Raw genomic sequence first — 21,583 nt, 5'->3', positions numbered from 1 at the left:
CCTCAGTTGCCGTAGAACTCTTTTTCGAAGACAGCCCGGGCGCGGCGGCTCAGGCGCAAGTAGTCCTCCTCGAACTGACCTGCGGCTCCGGGCGCATAGCCACACCAACGTGCCACAGCTTCAAGGTCCCTCCGCGACGATGGAAGTACATCCGAGGCCCGGCCTGTCACGATGACGTTCGCCGACCGGATGCGGCTGGCGAGCTTCCACGCCTCCCGCAGGAGCCCGGCGTCGTCCTTGCCAAGAAGGCCAAGGTTCTCGGCCGCGGCAAGTGCCTCCAAGGTAGACGTAGTGCGCAACGCAGGCTGCTTGCCCGCATGCTGCAACTGGATGAGCTGGACAAGCCATTCGACATCGCTCAATCCACCGCGGCCAAGCTTCACGTGGCGGGCCGGATCAGCCCCACGAGGCAGCCGCTCCGATTCCACGCGGGCCTTGATGCGCCGGATTTCCCTGACATCCTGTTCGGAGAGCTCAGCCGGGTAGCGGATGGGATCAATAAGCCGAAGGAAGTCCACTGCCAAATCGTCTGAACCGGCCATGGGACGCGCCCGCAGCAGCGCCTGCGCTTCCCATATCAATGACCACCGGCGGTAGTACTCGGCATAGGACTCCAAGGACCGGACCATGGCGCCGTTCTTGCCTTCGGGCCGCAGGTCCGCATCCACCATCAACACCCGCTCGGCCATGATTGCGGGCTTGAGCGGCTGGGTAAGAAGGCTGGAGACCTTGGCGACGATCGTCGTCGCCTGCTCCTGCGCTTCCTCGTCACTGAATCCAGGCCGGGCGCGGTGAACGTACATGACGTCAGCGTCAGAGCCGTAGCCAATTTCGCGGCCACCCTGCCGGCCCATCGCTACCACCAGAACCTCGGTTTTCAGAGGCTCGGACTGGGTAGCTATGGCTTCTGCCACATGCAGGGCTCCGAGAACGGCCGCCCGGTCTGTTTCGGCCAACGCCAGTCCCACTGCGTCCTGGTCAAGCAAACCCGCACTATCGGCTATCGCGGTCCGCAGAATCTCCCGCCGACGGATCAACCGGATCAGCCGCATGGCACTCTCCGGATCCGGATGCCGGGACAATTTGGACTGGATTTCCTGCCATTGCGCCTCAAAGGAGATGGGAGCCAGGTCCTTGTCGCTGCCAAGCCACGCCACGGACTCCGGTGAAACTTCCAGGAGGTCCGAAATGAGCCGGGAATTGGCAAGTACCTGGCAGAGGCGTTCGGCTGCCGCCTGGGAATCACGAAGCATCCCCAGATACCAGTGCGTGGTGCCCAACGCTTCGCTGACCCTTCGGAATGCAAGGAGCCCGGCGTCGGGGTCCACGCCTTCGGCAAGCCAGCCAAGAAGAATGGGCAACAGTTGCCGCTGCAGTGCCGCACGTCGGCTGACACCGGCAGTCAGCGCCTCAATGTGACGCATTGCGCCCTTGGGATCGAGGTAACCGAGGGCTGCAAGACGGCCCTGTGCTGCTTCCGGGCTCAGTTTAGCGTCTTCGCTGCTGAGTTTAGCGGCGGTATTGAGCAGCGGCCGGTAGAAAATACGCTCGTGCAGTTCCCGAACAGACCGCTTGGTCTTCTGCCAGGTCGCCATCAGCTGGTCAGGATGGGGGCGTTCGAGCGAGAAGGGCCCCAGGACAGCCTTTGCCAACACCCGCTGGGCATCTTCCGCCGTTGGCATGAGGTGCGTCCGGCGCAACTGGAACAATTGAATCCTGTGCTCCAGAAGCCGGAGATAGCGGTACGCGTTATCGAAACCGGCGGCGTCGGCACGTCCGATGTAGCCGCCGGCGGACAATGCCGCGATGGCCGAAGTGGTGTCGCGGCAGCGAAGAGACTCGTCCGATTTGCCGTGAACCAGCTGCAACAACTGCACGGTGAATTCGACGTCGCGCAGTCCGCCGCGGCCAAGTTTGATCTGCCGCTGTTCCTCGGCGGCCGGAATGTAATCCGTGACCCGGCGCCTCATGGCCTGGACGGACTCGACGAAGCCATCACGGCCGGCGGAAGCCCACACGAGAGGCTCAACGGCCTTTTCATAGCGCTGGCCCAGTTCCCTGTCGCCGGCAATCGTGCGGGCCTTCAGCAACGCCTGGAATTCCCAGCTCTCAGCCCATCGGGCGTAGTAGCTCAGATGCGAAGGGAGGGTCCGCACCAACGGCCCGGATTTTCCTTCAGGGCGGAGGTTCGGGTCCACTTCCCACAAACCCGGCTCGGGTGCGGAGGAGGAAATCGCCCTCGAGATGCCCGATGCCAGGGCGGTCCCGATAGTCGCTGCGCGGGCGTCGTCAAGCTCCTCTGCCTCGATGACGTAAATGACATCGACGTCGGAAATGTAGTTCAGCTCGCGGGCGCCACATTTACCCATGCCAATGACAGCGAGTCCGACGTCGGCGACCTCCGAGGCATCGAACTGGGCCGCCGCCTCGGCCCGGGAAACGGCAAGGGCGGCTTCAATGGCCGCACCAGCGAGGTCTGCAAGCTCTGCACCCACGGCGGGCATGAAGTCTTGCGGCGACGCAGCGCAGAGGTCCTTTATGGCAAGCTCCGTAAGGCCGCGGCGGTACGCCGTCCGCAAGGCCGCGTACGCCGGAAGCCCCGTCAACCCAGCCACCGGGCGCTGCGCACCTGGCTCGGCCTTGACCGAACGAAGAAGCAGGGACCTGAGTTCTTCGCTTGATGCCGGGAGTGGCTCCGGGCTTACCCTGGCATCGAAAACGTCCAGGTGCTCCGGCCTGCGCATGAGGAACTCACCCAGCGCCTCCGATGCCCCCAACAGCCGGTACAGGGATTCGCTCGTGTCGGGGTCGGCGCCCGCCAACTTCTTGAGGCCGGGGTTCTTCTCAATCAGCCGGACGAGTGACTGCAACGCTGTATCCGGGCTCGCCGCCAAGGAGAGCCCGGCGAACAGGGCATCCTGTTCGATGCCTTCCAGTTCGGGGGCAGCAAGAAAGCGCTCGCCCTTTTCCAGGTCGCTGAATCCGGCTGAGATGAGCCGACGTGCAAGGCTCATTGGCCCTGCCTACAGAATGCCGAGGTTGCGCTGCAGCTCGTACGGCGTGACCTGGAGGCGGTAGTCCTGCCATTCCGCGCGCTTGTTGCGCAGGAAGTGTTCGAAGACCTGCTCACCCAGGATCTGGGCCACCAGCTCCGATTCCTCCATGGCACGGATGGCATCGTGGAGGCTGGCTGGCAGCGGAGCGTGGCCCATGGCTTTGCGCTCCGCGGTGGTCAGCGACCAAACGTCATCTTCGGCAGCTGCCGGAAGTTCGTAGCCTTCCTCGATACCCTTCAAACCGGCTCCCAGAAGGACGGCGTAGGCCAGGTACGGGTTGGTTGCGGAGTCGATGCCGCGGTACTCAATGCGCGCCGACTGGCCCTTGCCGGGCTTGTACAACGGCACCCGCACCAACGCGGAGCGGTTGTTGTGGCCCCAGCTCAGATAGCTCGGTGCCTCACCGCCGCCCCAGAGCCGCTTATAGGAGTTCACGAACTGATTCGTGACCGCGGTGAATTCGGGTGCGTGCTTGAGGATACCGGCAATGAACTGGCGGGCAGTCTTGGACAGCTGGAACTCCGCACCGGCTTCAAAGAATGCGTTGGTGTCCCCCTCGAAAAGCGAAAAGTGTGTGTGCATTCCGGAGCCGGGGTGGTCCGTAAACGGCTTGGGCATGAACGTTGCGTAGGTACCCTGCTGCAGGGCAACTTCCTTGATGACCGTGCGGAAGGTCATGATGTTGTCCGCGGTCTGCAGGGCATCCGCGTAGCGCAGGTCAATCTCGTTCTGGCCTGGACCGCCCTCGTGGTGGCTGAACTCCACCGAGATACCCACGGATTCCAGCATGGTCACGGCGGTACGCCGGAAGTCCTGCGCGACACCACCCGGGACGTGGTCAAAGTAGCCGCCTTCGTCAACAGGGACCGGCGCACCGTTGGGGCCAAGCTCCTTTGACTTGAGCAGGTAGAACTCGATTTCAGGGTGCGTGTAGCAGGTGAAACCCATGTCCGCGGCCTTGGCAAGGGTCCGCTTGAGGACGTTCCGGGGGTCTGCTGCCGAGGGTTCCCCGTCCGGCGTCAGGACGTCGCAGAACATCCTGGACGTTTGTTCGGTCTCACCGCGCCAAGGCAGGATCTGGAAGGTTGAGGGGTCAGGCTGTGCCAGCATGTCGGATTCAAAAACCCGCGCAAGGCCTTCGATCGCTGAACCATCGAATCCCAGGCCCTCTTCGAAGGCACCTTCAACTTCTGCCGGCGCAAGAGCCACCGACTTCAGTGAACCCACGACGTCGGTGAACCACAAGCGTACGAAGCGCACGTCACGCTCTTCGATCGTCCGCAGAACGAACTCTTGCTGGCGGTCCATAGGGCCTCTTTTCCGGTTCGGTGTCCATGCCGCAGTTCCCATCATTGAAGCCACGGCAGCTCAGACTTCACTCTACTAAGCATTCGGTGCGAATGCCGCCGCAGTAGCTGCGCGTAACACAGCGTTTACAAACAGTGACCCTTGACACTCTGCTGGCAGGCGTCGCCGGCACGGCTTAGGCTCTATCCATGGCCCCAAGCAACCTTCCTGAGTCCACCACGCCCGCCGAAGTCCCCGCGCCCTATGGCAACGGTCCAGCGGCGGCAGTCCAGGCACCGTCAACGGGCGCCAAGAAACAGGTCAGCAGGGTGCGCATCCATCACCTTCAGCAGGCCAAGGACAACGGCGAACACTTCGCTATGCTCACCGCCTACGAGCAATACACCGCTGAGATCTTCGACCAAGCAGGGATCGAAGTCCTCCTGGTGGGTGACTCCGCCTCAAACAACGTCTTCGGCAACGAGACCAGCCTTCCCGTCACTGTGGACGAGCTGCTGCCCCTGTGCCGGGCGGTAAGCCGTTCAGCCAAGCGCGCCCTGGTCCTGGCTGACCTGCCGTTTGGCAGCTACGAGGTTTCAACCGAGCAGGCAGTCGCCACCGGCGTGCGTTTCCTCAAGGAAGGATTGGCCCACGCGGTCAAAATCGAAGGCTCTGCATACTATGCGGAGACTGTGAAGGCCATGGTCCAGGCAGGCATTCCTGTCATGGCCCACATTGGATTCACTCCCCAAAGTGAACACTCCCTGGGTGGCTACCGGGTCCAAGGCAGGGGCGATGACGCCCAACGGCTGATCGAGGACGCAGTGGCGTTGCAGGACGCAGGCGCCTTCAGCGTCCTCATGGAAATGGTGCCCGCGGATACGGCTGCTGCCGTCGATGCAGCGTTGCGCGTACCGACGGTAGGCATCGGAGCCGGCAAGAGCACCACCGGCCAAGTGCTGGTCTGGCAAGACATGGCCGGACTGCGAGGGGGCAAGATGGCGAAGTTCGTCAAGCAGTATGCAGACCTTCGCACGACGCTCACGGATGCCGCCGCAGCCTTTGGAGAGGACGTCAGGTCCGGAGGATTCCCCGGACCTGAGCATTCCTTCTAAAGTGTTCCGGGCCTTCTAAGCTGTTCCGGGCCTTCTAAGATGTCCCGGGCGCCCTAGTCATCGTCCTGGGCGTCCCAGGCATCGTTGCGTTGCTTTACCTTTTCCAGCGCGTGCTCCGCTTCTTCCCGGGTCTTGTAAGGACCAATCAGCTGTGTCCAATCGGACATGGCGTCCTCTTCGATCTCATGCGTCTTGACGTTGTACCAGTACTCCGTCACGTCTCCTCCTCGTCCCGTTTGCCCTCAAACGCGTAACGTTGGCGGAGTCACGTGGGCCCAGCCGCGCTTTGTTACTTGCGTCTCTTGTGTGCCTTATATGATCAATCTATGCCTTCTCTTGCTTCGACCGCACCCACCGGCACGCTCACTCCGGGAATCATCAGCCCCGAACGGCCCGTCCCGGCGTCGATCCCCCGCCCCGAGTACGTCGGCAAGAAGGCACCCAGCAAGTTCACCGGCTCCGAAGTGAAGTCTGCGGAGACCATCGAGAAGATCCGTATCGCCAGCAGGATTGCTGCCCAGGCCATCGTTGAAGTTGGCAAGCACATCCAGCCCGGCGTGACGACGGACCAGTTGGACAAGATTGGGCACGAGTTCCTTGTGGACCACAATGCCTACCCGTCCACGCTGGGCTACCGGGGCTTCCCGAAGTCCCTCTGCTCTTCCCTCAATGAAGTTATCTGCCACGGCATCCCCGATTCCACGGTGGTTCAGGATGGGGACATCCTGAACATTGACATCACCGCATTCATCGGTGGAGTGCATGGAGATACCAATTACACTTTCCTGGTTGGCGACGTGGACGAGGAATCCCGTTTGCTGGTTGAGCGTACGCAGGAGTCGCTCAACCGGGCCATCAAGGCCGTGGCCCCCGGCCGCGAAATCAACGTAATCGGCCGCGCGATCCAGTCCTACGCCAAGCGCTTCGGCTATGGCGTGGTACGGGATTTCACTGGCCACGGTGTTGGTGAGGCGTTCCACACGGGCCTCATCATCCCGCATTACGACGCAGCCCCGGCGTACAACACCGTGATCGAGGCAGGCATGGTCTTCACCATCGAACCCATGCTGACCCTTGGCACGATCGAATGGGATATGTGGTCCGACGACTGGACCGTCGTTACCAGGGACCACAAGCGCACGGCCCAATTCGAGCACACCCTGCTGGTCACCGAGACCGGCGCGGAAATCCTGACCCTTCCCTAGCTTTCCGGAAGGTCCATCGCAGCCCCGGGCGGCTGCGCCATGCCCACCCCTCCTGCCATGATCGGAATTGCATTGTCCAAGAAGGATGAGAAGACCCACAAGAACGCTCCGCTGATCGGAATCGACATCGGCGGCACGGGTATCAAAGGCGGCATCGTCGACCTCAAGAAGGGCAAGCTGATCGGCGAACGCTTCCGGGTTCCCACGCCGCAGCCAGCCACCCCCGAAGCAGTTGCCGAAGTTGTGGCAGAAATCGTCGAAGAACTTTCCAGCCGCCCTGACGCTCCTGCCGCGGATTCCCCTGTGGGTGTCACCTTCCCGGGCATCATCCAGCACGGTGTGGTCAACTCTGCCGCAAATGTGGACAAGTCCTGGCTGGGCACAGACATCGACAAGAAGTTTACTGAGCGACTGGGCCGACCCGTCGAAGTCATCAACGATGCCGACGCCGCCGGTCTCGCAGAGGCCCGCTACGGCGCGGGCGAGGGCGTGGACGGCACCGTCCTGGTCATCACGCTCGGCACCGGAATCGGCTCCGCCTTCATCTTCAACGGTCAGTTGGTTCCCAACGCCGAGCTCGGCCACCTTGAGGTGGACGGATTCGACGCCGAAACCAAGGCATCAGCCGTGGCGCGCGAACGCGATGGCTTGAGCTGGGACGAGTACGGCGTCCTGCTTAACCGCTACCTGCAGCACGTCGAGTTCCTGTTCTCCCCCGAACTTTTCATCATCGGTGGCGGCATCTCCAAGCGTTCGGATGAATACTTCCCGCACCTGCAATTGCGCACCAACATTGTCACCGCCAAGTTGAAGAACGACGCCGGCATTGTCGGTGCCGCCCTTGAAGTCGCCTTGCACCACAAGCTGGCAAAGTAACCGGTACCTCGTGATCGACAACGACGCCGTACATGAAATCGCAATCGTCACCGGCGCCAGCCGGGGCATTGGAGCAGCCGTAGCGCTTGCTGCCGCCCGGAAAGGGTACGGCGTCGTCGTCAACTACTCCTCGGACGCCCCCGGCGCCGATGACGTTGTGGGGAAGATCCTCGCCGAAGGGGGTCAGGCAATGGCCGTGCAGGCCGACGTCAGCCAGCCCGCCGACGTCGGGCGTTTGTTCGACGCGGCCGCCGCATGGGGTCCCGTAACAGCGGTCATCAACAACGCGGCCATCACGGGCAACCTGATTGGAACACTGGCGGAGGTCCCTGCCGCGACCGTGCAGCGCGTCATGGACGTGAACGTCTCCGGCATGATCTTCATGTGCCAGGAAGCTGTCCGCAGACTCTCTACCGACCACGGCGGTCCGGGTGGTTCCATCATCAACATTTCATCGACAGCAACAAAGGGCCGGTTCCCCCGGCACCTGGGTTCACTACGCGGCGTCGAAAGGTGCCGTGGACGTTCTGACGGTTGGCCTGGCAGCGGAAGTGGCCAAGCAGGGCATTCGCGTCAATGCCGTCGCTCCCGGCAGCACCAACACCGGACTCCACGCAGCTGCAGGAATGCCCGACCGCGTGGAGAGGCTCAATCCAACCATTCCCATGGGCCGGGGCGCTGAACCTGAAGAGGTGGCCGCGGCTGTGATGTGGTTAATGTCCGGCGAGGCCGGCTACATTACTGGGGCAGTCCTCCCAGTATCCGGCGGCCGCTAGAGCTGGCTTTTCCCGGAGCCTTTGGCTTCCTTGGCGCCGGCTTTCGCGTGGGCCTCGGCCTCATGCCGGAGCAAGGATATGGCGGATTCGAAGTCTTCGAGCGACTCGAATGCCTGATAGACGCTGGCGAACCGCAGGTACGCCACCTCATCCAGTTTCCGCAGTGGACCGAGAATGGCCAGGCCTACTTCGTGGGCGTCGATTTCGGCGGCACCCGAGGAGCGGATGTTCTCCTCGACTTCCTGCGCCAGCATGGCGAGATCGTCTTCGGTGACAGGGCGGCCCTGGCACGCTTTGCGGACGCCGCTGATGACTTTGATGCGGCTGAACGGCTCCCCGACTCCTGAACGCTTGATGACGGACAGGCTGGTGGTTTCCACCGTGGTGAAGCGTCGCCCGCATTCAGGGCATTGCCGGCGGCGCCGGATGGAAGTTCCGTCGTCAGCCATGCGGCTGTCGACGACGCGCGAGTCAGGATTCCGGCAGAACGGACAGTACACGCTGGGCCTCCCTGATCAGCTCCGGCCCACGTCCGACCGGCAGGTGCCGGAAACGCAAAGGTGCCGGAAGATTCTCTTCCGGCACCAGTTTACGTTCGATGACACCCTAATGACAAGCTTGTAATTACTACATGTAGTGGTGTTGACCCGTACATGTTGTGGTCAGGTCGCCTCGGGCACCTGCGGTCTTCGACGTCAGCTTCGACCGCTGAAGCGGATCCTGACCGCATCCCCATGGCCCGGAAGATCCTCCGCGCCGGCCAAACTCACGATGTGGCCACTGACCTGCTCCAGAGCCGCACGGCTGTAGTTGATGACCTGCACTGCCCGCAGGAAGGTGGTGACGTTCAGCCCCGAGGAGAAGGCAGCCGTACCGCTCGTGGGCAGGACGTGATTGGACCCGGCACAATAGTCGCCGAGGCTCACAGGGCTGTAGTCCCCCACGAAAATGGCGCCCGCGTTGCGAATCCGCGCCGCCACGGCCGGTGCATCCGCCGTCATGATTTCAAGGTGCTCAGCGGCATAGGCGTTGCACACCGCAATCCCCTGTTCCAGGTCATCCACCAGCACTACACCCGATTGTGGACCGGAAAGTGCCTCAAGGACACGTGCGCTGTGCTTCGTGGCCGCTGCCTGCCGTGCCAATTCACCCACGACGGCGTCCGCCAAGTCTGCGGAGTCCGTCACCAGGACAGAGGCGGCTTTGGGATCGTGCTCGGCCTGGCTGATGAGGTCGGCAGCCACCAGCGCGGGGTGGGCAGTGGAATCGGCCAGGATAGCGATCTCGGTAGTTCCTGCCTCGGAATCGATGCCAACGACTCCCTTCACCAGCCTCTTGGCAGTGGCGACGAAGATATTGCCGGGCCCCGTGACGAGATCCACGGGCTCGATAGGAGGTACTCCTTCCGAACCGGGGATGCCGTAGGCAAACGAAATGACTGCCTGGGCACCGCCAATTGCATAGACCTCATCGATTCCCAGCAGCGCTGCCGCGGCAAGGATGGTGGGGTGCGGGAGTCCGCCGAAGTCCTTTTGAGGCGGCGACGCCAGGGCGATGGATTCGACACCTGCAGCAACGGCGGGAACAACGTTCATGATCACCGAGGATGCCAGGGGCGCCAGACCACCGGGGACATACAGCCCAACACGGCCCACGGGAATCCAGTTCTGGCTGACAACCGCGCCATCAGCCAAGGCGACGTCAACATTGGCTGGACGCTGCTGGTCGGCGAACTGCCTGGCCCGGCTGATCGACTCTTCCAGCGCGGCGCGGACAGTGGGATCAATGTCGGCCAGGGCCTTGGCAAGTGCCTCCGCCGGTACACGCGGGTGGGACTGTTCAACGCCGTCGAAATTCCTTGCAAGTTCCGCCAGAGCGGCAAAACCCCGGCTGCGGACGGCTCCCATGATGTCCAGGACCTTCTGCTCCGCGTCCGCCATCGTCTGATGCTTCGCCCTGGGTACCGCAGCGCGCAGCTCAGCCAGCGAGAGGTGGCGGCCGCGGAAATCGATACTGCGGAAATTCAAGGAGGCAGCGGCAGGGGCGGAAGTATCCGAAGAAGTGGTCACCCGGCTATTTTACGGGCTTCCTGGAAAGAACCCCGAACAGCGCAAGTACGAACGTCACGAAGGCGACAGCACCGGGCCACAGGAAGAGGACGGCGTAGGAACGAAGGGTGAAACCGTAGTCCGCGCCCAGGGAAGGGTCCGGAGCCGGGCCCCATAGCTGCGCCGCAAGCAAGCCAACCACCCAGGCAATCGCTGCGCCTGCAGCGCCCCCTGCCAGCGCCAGCGCCAACCGCCTGCCGGCCCCGCTCCCCTGGAGCTTTCCGTCGAGAATGAGGCCCATGACACACCCGGCCACCAACGTCAGCCCGGCAAGGACCAGGTCGCGCGGCAACCACGAATCAGGGTTGGCAGGATTTGCCAGTTCGGGGTTACCCGATACCAGGTTCCCCCCGCCCGGCGCCAGGATCCACCAGAGAACGCCTACGGCTACCCCCGCCGCCGCAGGTAGGACAAGCCACAGGGCGTCCCGCGAACGCCAGGGAGTTGCGGCGTCGGGTTGGGTTTCCGCGGGAACGTGCACAGTGGGCTGAGTCATGGAACTCACATTAACAAAGGTTCACGTGTGCTCATTAAAATGCGGAAGTGGGGCACAGGGAGGAATACCCTGAGAGAAAGACGCCCCCGACCCCAGTTCCAGGAGATTCATCAACGTGGCAAGCGAACTATCCGGCTTCGAAAAGACGTTCAGGGAAATGTTTCGCCGCCATGCCGCCGGGGTGGCCATCATCACAGCCAACCTGAATGGCAAGCCGTTCGGCTTCACTGCCACCTCCGTTGCGTCCCTGTCCGCCGAACCGCCGCGTTTCACCTTCAACATGGCCCGAAGCTCAAGTTCCTGGCCGGCCATCGCCAATGCCAGCTACATTGGCGTGCATATGCTCGGACTGGAGAACCAGGCGCTGGCAGATCGTTTCGCCAAGACGCGGGACCGCTTCGAGGGAGACCACTGGGAGCCAGGTCCGTACGAAGTCCCCATTCTCAAGGACGTCGCAGGTTGGCTGGTGGGAAAGATCCAAATGCGGTTGTCGTTCGAGAACAACGCCGTTGTGGTCGTGGAGGTCGTGGACGGCCAGGTGGGCGACGACGGCGCTCCCCTGCTCTATCACGGTGGCGGCTACAGCCAGCCGAGGCCGCTGGACTACGAAATCTAGCCTCCTCCAGGATTCCGGCCATCCGGTGCGCTAATTATCCAGGCAGGCCGGACCCAACAGGACTTTCAGGTCGCCAAAGAGCGATGGGCTGGGGTTGACCCGCATGTGCACGGGAAGCCCCATGACCTCAACCTTGGTGTCCCCCATGAGCTTGAGCCGGACCTCTGAGTTGCCCCGATGTGTCCGCAGCACATCCCGAAGGTCGGTAACCACCGCCTCGGTGGCCTTGAACGTCGGAATCGTGATCACCACCGGTCCGTTCACGCTCTCACTGAGGTCCGGCACGGAGAGTTCCATGCAGTTCAGCGTCACGGCGCCATCGTCCCTGCGCTGCAGGCGCCCCTTGACCACCACGATCAGGTCTTCAGCCAGGACGGAGGCGATCGGCCCGTACACCTGGCCGAAGAACATGACCTCCATGGAGCCGCCCAGGTCTTCAATCTCGGCACGGGCGTAGGCGTTGCCACTGGCTTTGGCGATCCTGCGGCTCAACGAGGTGATCATGCCCGCGATGGTGACTATCGCGCCGTCGTGCGGTCCGTCCTCGGCGATGATCGAGGTAATGGACTGCTCCGCATGCTGGCTGAGGACGCCTTCCAAGCCCTGCAAGGGGTGATCCGAAACATAGAGACCGAGCATGTCGCGCTCGAAGGACAGCTTGTCCTTCTTTTCCCATTCGGGAAGGTCCGGAATTTCCGTAGTCAGCGAAGCTTCAGGTTCCTGGTCCTCGAAGCCGGCGAAGAGGTCAAACTGGCCGATTGCCTCATTGCGCTTGAGGGTGATGACGGAGTCGATGGCTTCTTCGTGGATCATGGCCAAAGCACGGCGATGGTGTCCAAGCGAGTCGAAGGCACCGGCCTTGATCAAGGATTCGATCGTGCGCTTGTTGCAGACAACGGCAGGCACCTTCATCAGGAAGTCCTTGAACGATGTGTAGCTGCCCTCCGTGGCCCGCGCAGAGACCATGGCTTCCACCACGTTCACGCCGACGTTTCGGATGGCCCCCATGCCGAAGCGGATGTCCGTTCCCACAGGGGTGAAGTTCAACGAGGATTCATTGACGTCCGGCGGAAGAACGGTAATGCCCATCCGGCGGCACTCGTTGAGATAGATCGCAGACTTGTCCTTGTCATCACCGACGGACGTCAGCAGGGCAGCCATGTACTCGGGCGCATAATGTGCCTTCAAGTAGGCAGTCCAGTAAGAAATGACCCCATATGCGGCCGAGTGCGCTTTATTGAAGGCGTAGTCGGAGAACGGAAGCAGAATGTCCCAGAGCGTCTTGACGGCGGCCATGGAGTAGCCGTTGTCCTGCATACCTTGGGAGAAGCCGGCGAACTGCTTGTCCAGCTCCGACTTCTTCTTCTTGCCCATGGCACGGCGCAGGATGTCGGCTTGGCCCAGCGAGTAGCCGGCAAGCTTCTGCGCCACCGCCATAACCTGTTCCTGGTACACGATCAGGCCGAATGTCCCACCCAGGATTTCCTTGAGCGGTTCTTCCAACTCCGGGTGGATGGGAATTACTTCCTGGATCCCGTTTTTACGCAGGGCGTAGTCGGTGTGGGCGTTGGCGCCCATGGGTCCAGGCCGGTACAGCGCAAGGACAGCGGAGATGTCTTCGAAGTTGTCAGGCTTCATGAGTTTGAGCAGGGACCGCATGGGCCCGCCGTCGAGCTGGAACACGCCCAAGGTGTCACCGCGCGCCAGGAGCTCGTAGGAGGCGGCGTCATCCAGTGCGAGGTTTTCCAGGTCCAGGTCGACACCGCGGTTCATCTTGATGTTTTCCAGGGCGTCCGAAATGATCGTGAGGTTCCGGAGGCCCAGGAAGTCCATCTTGATCAGGCCGAGGCCCTCGGACGTTGGGTAGTCGAACTGGGTAATAACCTGGCCGTCCTGGAAACGGCGCATGATCGGAATGACATCGATGATGGGGTCCGAGGACATGATGACTCCGGCGGCATGGACACCCCATTGGCGTTTCAGGCCCTCAATGCCCAGCGCAGTCTCAAAGACCTTGGCGGCCTCGGGGTCCGTGGCGATCAGCTGCCGGAAATCTCCTGCTTCGCTGTAGCGCTTGGACTCCGGGTTCTGGATGTCGGCCAGTGGGATGTCCTTGGCCATGACGGCCGGCGGCAGGGGCCTTGGTCAACTGCTCGCCCATGCTGAACGGGTAGCCAAGCACACGGGAGGAGTCCTTGAGCGCCTGCTTGGTCTTGATGGTTCCATACGTGACGATCATCGCCACGCGCTCGTCGCCGTATTTCTTCGTGACGTAGTCGATCACCTCGGAGCGGCGGCGATCATCGAAGTCGACGTCGAAGTCAGGCATCGAGACACGGTCCGGGTTGAGGAAGCGTTCGAAGATCAGGCCGTGCTGGAGCGGATCAAGGTCGGTAATACGCATGGCGTAGGCCACCATGGAGCCTGCACCGGAACCACGCCCCGGACCAACGCGGATCCCGTTGTTCTTGGCCCAGTTGATGAAGTCGGCCACCACGAGGAAGTACCCGGGAAGCCCATCGAGGTGATGACCCCGAGTTCGTAGTCAGCCTGCTTGCGCACCTTGTCCGGCACGCCCTGCGGATAGCGGTAGGCCAGCCCCTTGTCCACTTCCTTGACCAGCCAGGAGGTTTCGTCCTCGCCCGGCGGGCAAGGAAAGCGCGGCATGTAGTTGGCGTCGGTGTTGAAGGACACCTCGCAACGTTCGGCAATGAGCAGCGTGTTATCGCAGGCATCCGGGTGATCACGGAAAAGCTCACGCATTTCCTGCGGGGATTTCAGGTAGTAGCCGCTGCCGGAGAAGGCAAACCTGGATCCGCCGTTGTCGTACGTGGGCTCAAGAAGCGTGGAACCGGACTGAATGGCCAGCAGTGCCTCGTGCGCCTTCGCATCGTGCTCGTGCGTGTAGTGGAGGTCGTTCGTGGCCACCAGGGGAAGATTCAGGTCCTTGGCCAGGCGCAGGAGGTCCCCGGTGACGCGGCGCTCAATGTCCAGGCCATGGTCCATCAGCTCGCAGAAATAGTTCTCCGCGCCAAAGATGTCCCTGAACTCTGCCGCGGCCTCCAGCGCCTCACGGTACTGGCCAAGCCGAAGGCGGGTCTGGACTTCACCGGACGGGCATCCTGTGGTGGCAATAAGCCCCTCGGAGTACGTATTGAGCAATTCCCGGTCCAGGCGGGGCCACTTGCCAAAGACTGAATCCAATGAAGCAATGGACGAAGCCCGGAACAGGTTCCGCATGCCAACGTTGTTGTAGCTCAGAAGCGTCATGTGGGTGTAGGAACCACCACCGGAGACGTCGTCCTTGCGCTGGCTCTCATCCCCCCACCGGACACGTTCTTTGTCCCCCCGGGCCGTACCAGGGGTTACGTAGGCTTCTACACCGATGATCGGCTTGATGCCCTTGTCGGTGGCCTTGCGCCAAAAATCGAAGGCACCAAAGAGGTAGCCGTGATCAGTGGTGGCCAGGGCGGGCATCCCCAGGCGTTCGGTTTCATCGAACAGCTCACCCAGTCGGGCCGCTCCATCCAGCATGGAGTATTCGGTGTGGGTGTGCAGGTGGACGAACGAATCATTGCTGGAAGTCACCACGACAGTCTACCGTCCCGCCCCCGACAAAATGCGGAGCCCTTGGACCGGGCAGGCCCGGAACGGTTGCCTAGGCTGAGCCCGTGGCCAGCAGGTCAAGGGCGTACTGAAGGTCCGCCGGGTAGTCGCTGGTGACTTCCACCCACCCGCCGGTCCGCGGGTGTGTGAAACCCAGTTGCCGTGCATGAAGCCACTGCCGTGTCAGTCCCAGGTTTGCTGCGAGACGGGGATCAGCACCATAGGTGAGATCGCCGGCGCAAGGGTGCCGCAACGCAGAGAAGTGGACCCTGATCTGGTGCGTGCGGCCCGTTTCCAGGTGCACCTCCACCAACGTAGCTTTACCAAAGGCTTCCAGGACCTCGTAGTGGGTCACTGAGGGCCGGCCGTCTTCGATCACCGCGAAGCGCCAGTCGTGGCCGGGGTGGCGGCCGATCGGGGCATCAATAGTGCCCTCCAGCGGATCCGGAAGTCCTTGGACAACCGCGTGGTAGACCTTGTCCACCGTGCGTTCCTTGAAAGCCCTCTTGAGGACCGTGTAGGCATGCTCGGTCTTGGCCACGACCATCACGCCGGAAGTGCCGACGTCGAGCCTGTGGACAATGCCCGCACGCTCCGGTGCTCCCGACGTCGAAATCCGGTAGCCGGCTCCAGCCAGGCCTCCGACCACCGTGGGCCCCACCCAACCAGGCGATGGATGCGCCGCCACTCCCACGGGTTTGTCGATGACAACGAATTCCTCGTCATCCAGCAGGATCTTCAGGCCTTCCACAACTTCCTCCACGACTTCCAAGGGATCCGGCCGCTCGGGAACCGTGACGTCCAGCACCGCGCCCGCAATGAGCTTTGCTGACTTGCCGAGAGCCGCACCGCCGCTGGTGACGTTTCCTTCGGCGATAAGCAGCGCCGCAGCAGAACGCGAAATGTCCAGCAACCTTGCAAGGGCCGGCGTCAGCCCGCGCTCCTGCAAGGTCCTCAGGTACTACAACCGATTCACTCACCGACAGTCTCCCCGCCGGAGCCCGGAGCCGGCTTGGCTGGCTTCGCTGACTTCGGTGCGGCCACTTGCCGGGTGCCATCCATGCCCACCCCGCGCAGGGTCAGCAGGCAAATGATGACAACGCCCGATACAACAGCGGAGTCGGCGATGTTGAAGATCGCAAAGTTTGGTACCTGGATGAAATCCACTACATGGCCCATGGCGAAGGACGGTTCACGGAACAAGCGGTCGGTCAGGTTTCCCAATGCACCGCCAAGCAGCAGCCCAAGCGACAATGCCCACCAGGCGGAGCCGAGCCGTCGCAACTGCAAAAGGATGGCTACAGACACCCCGGCCATGACGATCGTGAAGATCCAAGTGACGTTCTCACCGATGGAAAAAGCTGCCCCTGAATTCCGGATGTAGTACCAGTGCAGCAGTGGTGGCAGCACTGGAATGCGCTCACCTTCTGTCATGGTGCTGGTCACCCAGAGCTTGGTGAGCTGGTCAAAGACATAGGCAAAAACCGCAAAGCCGGCAAAGAGCCACAGCATTGCGGGACGCCATTTCCGGACGGGAAGTTCCGGCCGGGATGCGTCGTCGGTGAGGTCGTCGGTCATAGTGCTTTCGTTCGTGGAGCGTTGGGGGCTGCTGTCAGGGTGTTAACAGCAAAAGCCGGTGGCAGAGGAGACCCCAGCCACCGGCTTTCAGAATACTTGCTAAACGTCAGCGGTTGCTTCGCCGACCTCAGGGGCAGCGACGGAACCACGGGCGTCGAGGTCGCGCAGCTGGCCCTCGATGTATGCCTTCAGGCGTGAGCGGTAGTCACGCTCGAAACCACGGAGCTGCTCAACCTTGCGCTCCAGGACCGAACGCTGCTGCTCAAGGGCGCCAAGGATCTTCCGGGACTTCTCCTGGGCGTCGTTGACCAGGCTGGAAGCCTCGATCTGCGCCTCAGCGATAATCTTTTCCTTCTGCTGTGCACCGTCGGCAACGTGCTTGTCGTGCATCTGCTGCGCCATGGCCAGCAGGCCTGCAGCGGACTCAGCGGTCGGCGTAACACCGTTGCTGGGAGCCGGTGCCTTGGCGGCGGCAGCCGCAGCGGCCTGCTCGGCTTCCTTCTTCTTGGCAGCCTCAGCAGCCTTCGCTTCGGCTTCCGCCTTGGCCTCGGCTTCCTTGTCCACCTTGGCCGGGGCAGGAACCTTCTCGACGACCGGAGCCGCAGCAGTTGCCGCGGGCACAGCCGAGCCAGCTTCGCCGAGCTTCTTGCGAAGTTCGTCGTTCTCCTGGTTCAGGCGGCGCAGCTCAACCACGATCTCGTCGAGGAAGTCATCTACCTCGTCCTGGTCGTAGCCTTCGCGGAACTTGGTCGGCTGAAAGCGCTTGTTGACAACGTCTTCTGGCGTCAAAGCCATCTGGTCACCTCGTTGGTCTAGTTAGTCAGTAGGCCTTCCGGCCGTTCAAAACTACGGTACCTAAATATCATCTGGTTCCTCCAATTCAACACCATCGTGTTGAATTGGAGAATTTGCGGCCTTCAGACCCATCGCGAGCCCCCGGTTCCGCGGTACAGCATCACTGCGCAGCTACGCCAGGCTACTGCTCACCGCCATGGCAATGCTCACGGCGATAATCAGGATCAGGAAGCCCAGGTCCAGGGAGATTCCACCCAGCTGCAGTGGAGGTATCAACCTGCGAAGCCTCCTCAGTGGTGGGTCTGTCACCGAGTAGACAATATGGGCTGTTACCAACGCCACACCGCGGGGACGCCATTGACGGGCGAACATCTGAACCCATTCGAAGATCAGCCTGATGATAAGGGCAATGAAAAACAGCAACAACACAATATAGATAAGGCCGAAAACAATGCCCACGAGTTAGCTCAGATCTCCCACTTGTTCCGGAATGCCGATCGGTCCTTACTATTGCAACACAGATGCCAGGCAGGTTGACCCGCCTGGCATCATCGTAGCGATCGTTCTTAGCTCTGGTTGAAGAAGCTGGCCTGCGTTTCGCTGGCCTTCTTGTCGTCCCCGATGACTTCAACATACGACGGCGACAGCAGGAAGACCTTGTTGGTCACCCTCTCGATGCTGCCATGGAGGCCAAAGACCAAACCGGCCGAGAAATCCACCAAACGCTTGGCATCTGCCTCGCCCATATCGGTGACGTTCATGATCACGGGAATGCCATCCCGGAAGCTTTCGCCAATAATCTTGGCGTCATTATAGGAACGCGGATGGACTGTGGTGATCTGCCTCAAACCCGAGGCATCTTCGCGGCTCGACGCCGCACGCTTAATGGGTGTCACGGGTGCGCGGTATTCCTCTTCGGCGTCAGCAGTGGGCATTTCACGGACAACTTCCCGGACGGGTGCAGGCGCTCGGCGCTCTTCCCGGTCCTGTGCCTGGGGGCGTTCTTCGTCGTGGTGCGCGACGGCCTGCTCAGATTCGTAGTGTTCATCGCCGTCGGCGAGCCCAAGATAGATCATTGTCTTGCGCAGAGCGCCAGCCATGGTGCACTCCTATCGTTTCTGCAGTAGGCGGGCCGCCATGACTTGACATATTGGAACCCCGGCCCGTCATTCCAATACTTTGACGCTACCCCACGGCCGGACGCGAACCGAGAATATCGGAGCCAATTCTCAGGTGTGTCGCCCCAAACTTGATAGCGGCCTCAAGGTCCTGGCTCATCCCCGCTGATATCCCTGAAGCAGCCGGATGATTGGTCCGAAGTCCTGCGGAAACACCCGCAAGCCGCTCAAAGGCCGCTTCAGGATCTGCACCCAGCGGGGCCACAGCCATCACCCCGGCGAGCCTCAGTCCTGGCGCGGAAGCGATCATTGCCGCCAGGGATTCCACGTCCGAGGGCCGCGCCCCACCACGGTGCGCCCCGGCGTCGTCATCCAAACTGACTTGGATGTAGCACTCAAGGTCATTCCGGCCTGTGGCGTCCTGTTCGCGGGCGACTGCCTTTTCAAGTGCCTCAATCACCTGGGGACGATCCACAGACTGCACCGAGTAGGCGTATTTAGCCACTGATTTCGCTTTTTTGCTCTGCAATTGGCCAATGAAATGCCATCGGACGTCCAGGTCCGTGAGTTCGGCGCTTTTGCCTGCAGCTTCCTGGTCCCGGTTCTCGCCGAAATCCCGGACACCCAGCGTGGATAGTCGCCGGACATCAGCTGCCGGGTGGAACTTGGTCACGACGATCAGCCCTGGCAGATCCACGCGTCCCGCCGCAGCCGTCGCCGCGGAAATCCGCGTCTGAACAATCTCAAGCCGCCGGGCGAGTTCAGTGGTGCGGGCATCAGAACCTGCAACGCCGGACACCGCGTTATCTTGCCCAAGGCTAGTCATGAGTCCACACCAAACCTGCGAATCGCCCGGTACGGGCATCCCGCCGGTAGGAATAAAGGGAGTCATTTTCCAGGGTGCATTCCCCTGAGTACTCAACGGTGACGCCTTCTTCGGCCAGCTGGGCGCGAACACCGGCGGGAAGGTCCAAAGCCGGCGTTCCCCACGATGTGCTCGACCAGGCGGCAGGTGCCACCTCGGCAACTTCTTCGCGAAGCTGCTCGGGAACCTCATAGCAGGAGCCGCAAATAGAAGGCCCCAGCCAGGCACTGATGTTCAGGGCACCGAGCATGCGCATCTCGTTGACGGTTGCCGGGACAACAGCGGAGGCTACGCCCGGCCGGCCTGCATGCGCAACAGCGATGACGGGACCGCGATCGCCTGCATCTCCAATGAGGACCACAGGAACACAGTCAGCCACCATGACCGACAATGGCTGGGCAGCCTGGCCACCCGAAGGCACTGAGACCATTGCATCCGCGGTGGGACCGGGACCGTAGCTCGAAATAAGCGCGACCTCATTGCCATGGACCTGGTCCATGTACTGAAAGCTACGGTTGCCCAGGCTTGCGGCATCGTCCAACCGGGAACGACGCGCAGTCACATCCCCGGGGTTGTCCCCCACATGGAGGGCCAGGTTCCCGGCGCCTGTGTCCGTGAAGGCAACAGAAACGCCGGGCCGTACTTCATTGCGCCACCAAAACACGGGATATCGACTCTCGAAGCCCGCTTACTTCAGGAAATCGGGAACGTCGAGGTCATCCGAGCGGCTACCCGACAGGTCCGGCTCCACAACGGCCGGAAGGTCGACGTCGAATCCGGAGTCCGCGGGGAGCGCCGACGGACGCTGCTGGCCCCAGTTGCTCAGGCCGGCGGCGCCGATGCCTGCAGTTGCATGCTGCGGTGCATTCGCGTTGGACGGAGCGGTACTCGGCGCGGCAGGACGCTCGGCAGGCACGGGGTTCTGCGCGGGACGCGACTGGTCCATGGACGGAGAGGTTGCCTTGACGTCGTCGAACCCGGCGGCAATGACGGTGACACGGGCTTCGTCGCCGAGGGCGTCGTCGATGACCGCACCGAAGATGATGTTCGCTTCCGGGTGCGCGACTTCCTGTACCAGGCGGGCTGCCTCGTTGATTTCGAACAGGCCGAGGTCTGAACCACCCTGAATGGACAGCAGCACGCCATGCGCGCCATCAATGGAGGCTTCCAGGAGTGGCGAGGCAATGGCCAGCTCGGCAGCTTTCACCGCGCGGTCTTCGCCACGTGCGGATCCGATACCCATGAGCGCGGAGCCCGCACCCTGCATGACAGATTTGACGTCGGCGAAGTCGAGGTTGATGAGGCCCGGGGTGGTGATGAGGTCCGTAATGCCCTGGACACCGGAGAGCAGTACCTGGTCAGCTGAGCGGAAAGCGTCCAGGACGGAGACGTTGCGATCGCTGATGGACAGGAGCCGGTCGTTGGGGATCACGATCAGGGTGTCAACTTCGTCACGCAGGGCATCGATACCTGCTTCGGCGGAGCCCGCACGACGGCGGCCCTCGAAAGTGAAGGGGCGGGTCACCACGCCAATGGTCAGCGCACCAAGGGAGCGGGCGATGCGCGCGACTACAGGGGCTCCACCAGTTCCGGTGCCACCACCTTCGCCGGCCGTCACGAAGACCATGTCAGCGCCGCGGAGAACTTCTTCGATCTCGTCAGCGTGGTCTTCAGCGGCCTGCTTGCCGACCTCGGGGTTGGCTCCGGCGCCGAGGCCGCGCGTAAGCTCACGACCGACGTCGAGCTTGACGTCGGCATCGCTCATGAGGAGCGCTTGCGCGTCAGTGTTGATGGCAATGAACTCGACGCCCCGGAGGCCGACCTCGATCATGCGGTTGACTGCGTTCACGCCACCGCCGCCGATGCCGACGACCTTGATGACGGCCAAGTAATTCTGCGGTGCTGCCACGTTTCGTGCCCCTTGCTTGTGTCCTATAGCGAAACTGATCGAGTCCAACTTGAATCCTTGGACCTTAACCCTCTAGTTGAAGGTTATAGTTATGTCAAGTAACTCTACTGCGACGGTATTTCCTCCGCTTCGCACATGCAATGACCGCTTGCGCGTGTCGCTTGATTGTCGCGAAAT

18 protein-coding genes and 3 pseudogenes are annotated in these 21,583 nt (G+C 62.0%); 6 read left to right on the top strand and 15 right to left on the bottom strand.

Annotation, left to right across the window (positions count from 1 at the left end; genetic code table 11):
- Positions 1-2 precede the first annotated feature (2 nt).
- Together LDP01_RS00520 and LDP01_RS00515 are read right to left on the bottom strand one after the other, a co-directional pair.
- Positions 3-3,014, bottom strand: a complete 3,012-nt coding sequence (locus tag LDP01_RS00520) for a bifunctional [glutamine synthetase] adenylyltransferase/[glutamine synthetase]-adenylyl-L-tyrosine phosphorylase (protein WP_224089574.1) — start codon at positions 3,012-3,014, stop codon at positions 3-5.
- 9 nt (positions 3,015-3,023) lie between these two features.
- A complete protein-coding gene (locus tag LDP01_RS00515; RefSeq protein ID WP_224089573.1) occupies positions 3,024-4,364 on the bottom strand; it encodes a glutamine synthetase family protein in 1,341 nt (446 codons plus the stop codon).
- 188 nt (positions 4,365-4,552) lie between these two features.
- Between LDP01_RS00515 and panB the strand changes: the two genes are divergently transcribed.
- On the top strand, positions 4,553-5,458 hold the full coding sequence (gene panB, locus LDP01_RS00510; RefSeq protein ID WP_224089572.1) for a 3-methyl-2-oxobutanoate hydroxymethyltransferase: 906 nt from the start codon (positions 4,553-4,555) through the stop codon (positions 5,456-5,458).
- Between the two features lie 53 nt (positions 5,459-5,511).
- Here the strand turns inward: panB and LDP01_RS00505 are convergent, their stop codons facing one another.
- Complete coding sequence (locus LDP01_RS00505; RefSeq protein WP_216922998.1) at positions 5,512-5,676, bottom strand: SPOR domain-containing protein; 165 nt, start codon at positions 5,674-5,676, stop codon at positions 5,512-5,514.
- 108 nt (positions 5,677-5,784) lie between these two features.
- On the opposite strand from LDP01_RS00505, the gene map reads away from it, so the two are divergent.
- The 4 genes and pseudogenes from map to LDP01_RS23235 all read left to right on the top strand — a co-directional run bounded on the left by map (position 5,785) and on the right by LDP01_RS23235 (position 8,315).
- Entirely contained in the window at positions 5,785-6,663 is an 879-nt protein-coding gene (gene map / locus LDP01_RS00500) for a type I methionyl aminopeptidase (protein ID WP_224089571.1), read from the top strand.
- A 72-nt stretch (positions 6,664-6,735) separates the two neighbouring features.
- On the top strand, positions 6,736-7,539 hold the full coding sequence (gene ppgK, locus LDP01_RS00495; protein WP_275959816.1) for a polyphosphate--glucose phosphotransferase: 804 nt from the start codon (positions 6,736-6,738) through the stop codon (positions 7,537-7,539).
- Positions 7,496-7,960, top strand: a pseudogene (locus tag LDP01_RS23240) (SDR family NAD(P)-dependent oxidoreductase); the annotation flags it as partial. The gene ppgK and the pseudogene LDP01_RS23240, both read left to right, overlap by 44 nt.
- 10 nt (positions 7,961-7,970) lie before the next feature.
- Positions 7,971-8,315, top strand: coding sequence for an SDR family oxidoreductase (locus tag LDP01_RS23235; RefSeq protein WP_346658914.1), 345 nt, complete (start codon positions 7,971-7,973; stop codon positions 8,313-8,315).
- On the opposite strand, the gene nrdR is transcribed toward LDP01_RS23235, so the two are convergent.
- The 3 genes from nrdR to LDP01_RS00475 all read right to left on the bottom strand — a co-directional run bounded on the left by nrdR (position 8,312) and on the right by LDP01_RS00475 (position 10,919).
- On the bottom strand, positions 8,312-8,815 hold the full coding sequence (nrdR, locus tag LDP01_RS00485; protein WP_224089570.1) for a transcriptional regulator NrdR: 504 nt from the start codon (positions 8,813-8,815) through the stop codon (positions 8,312-8,314). The two genes, LDP01_RS23235 and nrdR, sit on opposite strands and share 4 nt — an antisense overlap.
- 195 nt (positions 8,816-9,010) lie before the next feature.
- Positions 9,011-10,384, bottom strand: coding sequence for a histidinol dehydrogenase (hisD, locus tag LDP01_RS00480; protein ID WP_224089568.1), 1,374 nt, complete (start codon positions 10,382-10,384; stop codon positions 9,011-9,013).
- A 4-nt stretch (positions 10,385-10,388) separates the two neighbouring features.
- Positions 10,389-10,919, bottom strand: coding sequence for a hypothetical protein (locus LDP01_RS00475; RefSeq protein WP_224089566.1), 531 nt, complete (start codon positions 10,917-10,919; stop codon positions 10,389-10,391).
- A gap of 115 nt (positions 10,920-11,034) precedes the next feature.
- Between LDP01_RS00475 and LDP01_RS00470 the strand changes: the two genes are divergently transcribed.
- Positions 11,035-11,535, top strand: a complete 501-nt coding sequence (locus LDP01_RS00470; protein ID WP_309930603.1) for a flavin reductase family protein — start codon at positions 11,035-11,037, stop codon at positions 11,533-11,535.
- Between the two features lie 30 nt (positions 11,536-11,565).
- Here LDP01_RS00470 and dnaE read toward each other — a convergent pair.
- The 9 genes and pseudogenes from dnaE to ftsZ all read right to left on the bottom strand — a co-directional run bounded on the left by dnaE (position 11,566) and on the right by ftsZ (position 21,406).
- A pseudogene (gene dnaE / locus LDP01_RS00465) lies at positions 11,566-15,069 on the bottom strand (DNA polymerase III subunit alpha).
- A 124-nt stretch (positions 15,070-15,193) separates the two neighbouring features.
- Positions 15,194-16,121: pseudogene (locus LDP01_RS00460) on the bottom strand (RluA family pseudouridine synthase).
- Positions 16,114-16,719 (bottom strand): signal peptidase II, encoded by a 606-nt coding sequence (gene lspA, locus LDP01_RS00455; RefSeq protein WP_224089564.1) that lies wholly within the window; start codon positions 16,717-16,719, stop codon positions 16,114-16,116. Before lspA ends, LDP01_RS00460 begins: the two are co-directional and overlap by 8 nt.
- A gap of 99 nt (positions 16,720-16,818) precedes the next feature.
- Entirely contained in the window at positions 16,819-17,514 is a 696-nt protein-coding gene (locus tag LDP01_RS00450; RefSeq protein WP_216922981.1) for a DivIVA domain-containing protein, read from the bottom strand.
- A 171-nt stretch (positions 17,515-17,685) separates the two neighbouring features.
- Positions 17,686-17,973 carry a YggT family protein gene (locus tag LDP01_RS00445; protein WP_224089562.1) on the bottom strand — a complete coding sequence of 96 codons (288 nt, stop codon included), beginning with the start codon at positions 17,971-17,973 and terminating at the stop codon, positions 17,686-17,688.
- A 107-nt stretch (positions 17,974-18,080) separates the two neighbouring features.
- On the bottom strand, positions 18,081-18,614 hold the full coding sequence (locus LDP01_RS00440) for a cell division protein SepF (RefSeq protein ID WP_224089560.1): 534 nt from the start codon (positions 18,612-18,614) through the stop codon (positions 18,081-18,083).
- Between the two features lie 85 nt (positions 18,615-18,699).
- Positions 18,700-19,458, bottom strand: a complete 759-nt coding sequence (locus tag LDP01_RS00435; protein ID WP_224089559.1) for a YggS family pyridoxal phosphate-dependent enzyme — start codon at positions 19,456-19,458, stop codon at positions 18,700-18,702.
- Positions 19,451-20,161 (bottom strand): purine nucleoside phosphorylase YfiH/LACC1 family protein, encoded by a 711-nt coding sequence (locus tag LDP01_RS00430; protein ID WP_224089558.1) that lies wholly within the window; start codon positions 20,159-20,161, stop codon positions 19,451-19,453. Before LDP01_RS00430 ends, LDP01_RS00435 begins: the two co-directional genes overlap by 8 nt.
- Positions 20,162-20,185: 24 nt before the next feature.
- A complete protein-coding gene (gene ftsZ, locus LDP01_RS00425; RefSeq protein WP_216922971.1) occupies positions 20,186-21,406 on the bottom strand; it encodes a cell division protein FtsZ in 1,221 nt (406 codons plus the stop codon).
- Positions 21,407-21,583 lie beyond the last annotated feature (177 nt).

It is taken from the genome of Arthrobacter sp. StoSoilB13 (assembly GCF_019977255.1).
Taxonomy (GTDB): Bacteria; Actinomycetota; Actinomycetes; order Actinomycetales; family Micrococcaceae; genus Arthrobacter.
Note: the sequence above shows the minus strand (reverse complement) of the source record. Positions and strands in the feature narration are given on the sequence as shown.